Annotated in this window: 6 protein-coding genes; 4 read left to right on the forward strand and 2 right to left on the reverse strand. The window is 60.9% G+C overall.

The annotated features are described in order from the left end of the window. The 4 genes from WCA53_RS11750 to WCA53_RS11765 all read left to right on the forward strand — a co-directional run. A partial coding sequence (locus tag WCA53_RS11750; RefSeq protein ID WP_423909652.1) for an SPOR domain-containing protein occupies nucleotides 1-588 on the forward strand: 588 nt, incomplete at its 5' end. A 6-nt stretch (nucleotides 589-594) separates the two neighbouring features. Beyond that, nucleotides 595-1,131: a CvpA family protein gene (locus WCA53_RS11755; protein WP_423909655.1), complete on the forward strand. Its 537-nt coding sequence runs from the start codon at nucleotides 595-597 to the stop codon at nucleotides 1,129-1,131. A 124-nt stretch (nucleotides 1,132-1,255) separates the two neighbouring features. Then, on the forward strand, nucleotides 1,256-2,803 hold the full coding sequence (gene purF, locus WCA53_RS11760; protein ID WP_423909658.1) for an amidophosphoribosyltransferase: 1,548 nt from the start codon (nucleotides 1,256-1,258) through the stop codon (nucleotides 2,801-2,803). 372 nt (nucleotides 2,804-3,175) lie between these two features. Then, nucleotides 3,176-4,366 (forward strand): O-succinylhomoserine sulfhydrylase, encoded by a 1,191-nt coding sequence (locus WCA53_RS11765; protein WP_423909661.1) that lies wholly within the window; start codon nucleotides 3,176-3,178, stop codon nucleotides 4,364-4,366. Between the two features lie 79 nt (nucleotides 4,367-4,445). On the opposite strand, the gene WCA53_RS11770 is transcribed toward WCA53_RS11765, so the two are convergent. After that, nucleotides 4,446-5,198: a helix-turn-helix domain-containing protein gene (locus WCA53_RS11770; protein WP_423909666.1), complete on the reverse strand. Its 753-nt coding sequence runs from the start codon at nucleotides 5,196-5,198 to the stop codon at nucleotides 4,446-4,448. A 12-nt stretch (nucleotides 5,199-5,210) separates the two neighbouring features. Then, a partial coding sequence (locus WCA53_RS11775; protein ID WP_423909670.1) for an FKBP-type peptidyl-prolyl cis-trans isomerase occupies nucleotides 5,211-5,533 on the reverse strand: 323 nt, incomplete at its 5' end.

Genomic DNA, 5,533 nt, shown 5'->3' on the forward strand with positions numbered 1-5,533 from the left:
GCGCCGGACAGTCCGCCCGCAGCGTCCGACAACAACAGCGTGGCTGCAGGGGTAGCGAAGCCGGGCCTTACGCCCGGGTCCAAACCGATCGCAAAGCCTGATGCGACGCCGACGGGAATCCAGACCCAGGCGCAGACCCAAGCGCAGGCGAAAGCCGCGCTGAAACCTGCGGCCAAGCCGATCGCGCCACCCGCAATTGCAACGGCAGCGACCGCTCAAGCCACACCGGCGCCCAAGCCTTCCGCCAACACCACCGCTGCCGGCAACGTATCGGCTGCCGTCGCCAAGCCGAATCCGTCGTCATCGCCCGCTGGTAGCCGTTTCGTGCTGCAAATCGGTACTTTCGACCAGGACGGTCCCGCGCAGGATTGGGTTGGCAAGTTGAAGAATGCGGGAGTGCCCGCATATATCGAGCACAGGAAACAGGCGGACGGCTCGGTGCGCACGTTGCTGCGTGCAGGACCGTTCACCGACCGGGAGGCGGCATCGGCTGCGCTCGTGAAAGTACGCCTGGCTGGACTGGGCGGTGGCAACTCAGGCGGTAATTCAGGTAGTTCCGGAAATTCCGGCAACACGTCGGCGAACTAGCAGTCGATGTTTACCAGTTTCGACTATGCGGTGATGGCCGTGATCGGCCTCTCCGCCCTGCGCGGGATGTGGCGCGGGCTATTGGCCGAGGCGTTTGGCCTGGTCGGCTGGCTGGTGGCGTTTTTTGTAGCGACGCATTTTGTGGGATCCGTGGTGCCGTACATTCCGGCGCACTGGCCAGGCGGCGCGTTGACGCAATGGGTGATCGCGTTCCTGTTGATCGTTGCCGCCGTGCTCGTGCTGTCGAGTGTGGCAAGCGCTTTGCTGACGCGGGTGACCGAAGTGATTGGCCTGCGGGGTATCGACCGGTCACTCGGGCTTTTGTTCGGCGTCGTGAGAGGCGCAATTCTGGTAGTGATCCTGGTCGCCCTCGCTGGCTTGACCGAACTGCCACAACACGATTTCTGGCGTGACGCGTTGTTCCGGCCTGCGGCCGAACAAGGCGTGCGAGAACTTAAACCGTTGCTTCCCGATACGCTCGCCGCGTATGTGCGCACGCCGCCGGACGATTCAAGCGAATCTTCCCGGAGTAGCGCACAGTAGCGGTCTGGCGAGCTGTACGAGAACTTCGCGCGTCGCCCGGTGCAGACATTTGCAGGTAAAACCTGCCGGGCGCTGCACCTTCACGCCCTTGTGGACCCGTTTCGACTCTTTGAAGGACCATGCCATGTGCGGCATCGTAGGCGTAGTTTCCCAGACCCCCGTCAACCAGTTGATCTACGACAGCCTGCTGCTGCTGCAGCATCGCGGCCAGGATGCAGCCGGTATCGCGACGGCAGACGGTAACAACTTCCACATGCATAAAGCCAACGGCATGGTGCGCGACGTGTTCCGCACGCGCAACATGCGCAGCTTGCCGGGCAACGTGGGTATCGGCCAAGTGCGTTATCCGACGGCCGGCAATGCGGCGAGCGAGGAAGAAGCCCAGCCGTTCTACGTGAACGCGCCGTTCGGCATCATCCTCGCCCACAACGGCAACCTGACGAACTGGCCCCAGTTGAAGGAAGAGATGTTCCGGATCGATCGCCGGCACATCAATACCGCCTCCGACACAGAAGTCCTCCTCAACGTCTTCGCCCACGAATTGCAACTGGCCAGCTCCGGCCTGCAACTCGATCCTGCCGCGCTCTTCAAGGCGGTGAGCGGCGTGCATCGCCGGGTACGGGGTTCTTATGCAATCGTTTCCCTGATCGCCGGCTACGGTCTGGTTGCCTTCCGCGATCCGTTCGGCATTCGCCCGCTCGTGCTCGGCAAAATGGAAACGGCGACGGGCGTGGAATGGATGGTGGCGTCGGAATCCGTGGCGGTGGAAGGTATCGGCTTCGAGTTCGTGCGCGATGTGTTGCCGGGCGAAGCGATTTTCATCGATAACGACGGCAACTTGCACAGCCAGCAATGCGCCGAGAATCCCAGCCTGAACCCCTGCATTTTTGAACTCGTGTATCTCGCGCGTCCCGATTCGTGCCTCGACGGCGTACCGGTCTACAACGCGCGCCTGCGCATGGGCGATTATCTCGCCGAGAAGATCAAGCGCGTGCTGCCCGACGTCGCTATCGACGTGGTGATGCCGATTCCGGATTCATCGCGTCCCGCCGCCATGCAAGTGGCCGCGAAGCTTGGCGTGGAGTATCGCGAAGGTTTCTTCAAGAATCGTTATGTCGGCCGGACGTTTATCATGCCGGGCCAGGCGGTGCGCAAGAAGTCGGTACGCCAGAAGCTCAACGCGATGGCGATCGAGTTCAAGGGCAAGAATGTGCTGATCGTCGACGATTCCATCGTGCGCGGAACCACATCGCATGAAATCGTGCAGATGGCACGCGATGCCGGCGCGGCCAAGGTGATTTTTGCGTCCGCTGCGCCGCCGGTGAAGTTCCCGAACGTGTACGGCATCGATATGCCCACGCGTGGCGAACTGGTCGCGCATGGCCGTACGGACGAGGAAGTGGCGCGCATGATCGGTGCCGATCACCTGGTCTATCAGGATGTGGACGATTTGAAGCAGGCGATTCGCGACATCAACCCGGCGCTCGGCGAGTTCGATGCATCGTGTTTCGATGGCAAGTACGTCACGGGTGACATCACGACCGAATATCTCGATCGGCTGGAATCGGCGCGTCTTACACCGCAAGCCCAGTCGGATCGCGACGCGGCAAGTGAAGCCATGGATGGTGGCGTGGCACGCTCGCAATTGCACCTGCAATTGTCGGTGGAGTGAAAAGCTCAAGGTAGCCACGCAGGAAAGCCGTGATAGGATTGGATTTGCGTCGATTTGAGATCAGCTTGCGGACGCGAGTCAGGGTGAACAGCTAGACGGTTTTAGCTCAAGCCCAAGGCCCGAAACAGCTAAAGCGAACCGGTGGGAAGTGAGGTTCCCCCACTGGCGACGCTACAGCCTTTCCGCAATTAGCCCGCTCATGCTGACGCAGAAGCGGGCTTTTTTGCGTCCCGGGAATGGACTTGTCCTATCGGCTGGATGATTAGTGGGCCAAGCGGCTGGCTAATCGGCTAGCCGGTCGGCTTCGAAGCTGCCCGCCGGACGCTTTCAGCGAAACACACGTATTAACCGGACCTAATGGACCACAAGAACATGGACGAAAACTTCAACTTCGATACGCTCGCCGTCCGCGCCGGTACGCTGCGCAGCGATTTCAACGAACACTCGGAAGCGCTTTTCCTGACATCGAGCTTTGTGTTCGAAAGCGCCGCGCATGCCGCGGAAAGCTTCAAGAACGCCGAGGAAGCGTACACCTATTCGCGCTTCACCAATCCGACCGTCGCGATGTTCCAGAAGCGTCTCGCCGCGCTTGAGGGGGGCGAGGCGTGCATGGCGACGGCGTCCGGGATGGCCGCGATCATGTCGGTGGTGATGTGCTCCATGCAGCAGGGCGACCATTTGGTCAGCTCGAAGAGCCTGTTTGGATCGACGGTCGGCATGTTTTCGCAAATCTTCCCGAAATTCGGCATCACGACAACGTTCGTCGATGCTACCAATCTGGACGAATGGCGTGCCGCTGTGCGACCGGAAACGAAGATGTTTTTCCTCGAAACGCCGTCGAACCCGCTGACTGAGATTGCGGATATCGAGGCGATCGGGAAGATTGCGAAGGAAGTGGGGGCGTTGTTCGTCGTCGACAACTGTTTTTGCAGCCCGGCGTTGCAACAGCCGCTCAAACTGGGTGCCGATGTCGTCATGCATTCCGCCACCAAGTTCCTCGATGGCCAAGGGCGCGTGCTGGGCGGCGCGCTGGTTGGGTCGAAGCAGTTCATCATGGAAAAGGTGTTTCCGTTCGTGCGCAGCGCCGGACCTACATTGTCGGCTTTTAACGCGTGGGTCTTGCTGAAGGGCATGGAAACGCTGTCGTTACGCGTGGAAAAGCAGTCGGCGAATGCGCTTGAACTGGCGCGCTGGCTGGAGACGCATCCGGCGATTGAGCGCGTGTTTTATCCGGGGCTCGAATCGCATCCGCAATATGCAATCGCGAAGAAGCAGCAGAAGGCGGGCGGAGCGATTGTGTCGTTCGAGTTGAAGGGCGAGACGCGAGAAGCGCAGCGCGCTAACGCGTGGAGAGTGATCGATGCAGTGAAGATTTGTTCGATCACGGGCAATCTCGGCGATACACGCACGACGATTACGCATCCATCGACAACCACGCACGGACGGCTCACGCCGGAAGTGCGCGAGGAGGCGGGGATTCGGGAAGGGTTGATCCGGTTGGCGGTGGGCCTGGAGAATCCCGGCGATATCCGCGCGGATCTGGAACGTGGGTTGAATGGGTGAGTAGGGAAGGCCGGGACTTCGAGGTTGGGTTCCAGCCGGGCCTGAGTGGCAGAGGGGTGGTGCGATTTGCTGCGATTCCTCAAAACCCCCCAACCGCACCCTCAACCCTCCATCCCCCCGGCGCCATCCCAAACCGCCGCGTAAACGCGTGATTAAACGCACTCTGATCAGAAAACCCCACATCCAGTGCAATATCAGAAAGCGGCCGCCTTGGATCGTTGAGCAATAAAACCGCCGCATCAAGCCTGAGCCGTTGCAAATACCGATGTGGCGTTTCGCCGAACGCCTCGACAAAAAGCTGGTGAAAGCGCCGCAGTCCCAACCCGCAATGCGCTGCGAGATCCGCAACCACAAGCGGCTGGGCAATACGCGCCCGCATCCACGCATCGATGCGGGCAAAATCCAGACGACGAACATCGGGCGGCGCCTCGCCCAACAGCAACGCTTCGCACAACTGCGTTGCCGCATGCCACGCAAAGCGCTTCGAATCGCGGGCATCGAGCGCGATCTGCCGGACCAGTCGCGTCACGTCCAAACCAACAGAAATCGGCCGCGCCCGTTCAAAATACCCTTCGGGCACAGCGACCGACGCGCTCGGCAAGTCCAGGACCAATTGGCGGTTTTCAGTCGCCACAGAAGAATACTCGTGCCGCGCGCCGGCCGGAATAATCCACGCGCCGCGACAATCAATCCGCCGTTCGACGCCGTCCACGCTCATGTCCATGGCGCCATCGAGTCCGAGCACGACCTGATGGAAATCGTGCACGTCCGACGCCTCCACCGCGCCGTATCGACGCAGGGAGACAGCCGGACCGGCATACACCAAACTCATGAGCGTTTCGACTTAAACGTCCAGCAATTCCACTTCGAACACGAGCGTCGCGTTCGGGGGAATCACGCCACCCGCACCACGCACGCCGTAGCCGAGTTGCGGCGGGATGGTCAGCTTGCGCTTGCCGCCTACTTTCATGCCCTGCACGCCTTCGTCCCAGCCCTTGATGACCATTCCGCCGCCGAGGACGAACGCGAACGGGTCATTGCGGTCGTGGCTCGAGTCGAACTTCTGGCCGTCCGTCAGCCAGCCGGTGTAGTGCACGCTGACAGAATTACCGGCAACGGCTTCCGCGCCTTCGCCGACCGTCAAATCTTCATACTTGAGCCCTGAAT

Source organism: Caballeronia sp., from assembly GCF_049581465.1.
Classification (GTDB): Bacteria; Pseudomonadota; Gammaproteobacteria; order Burkholderiales; family Burkholderiaceae; genus Caballeronia.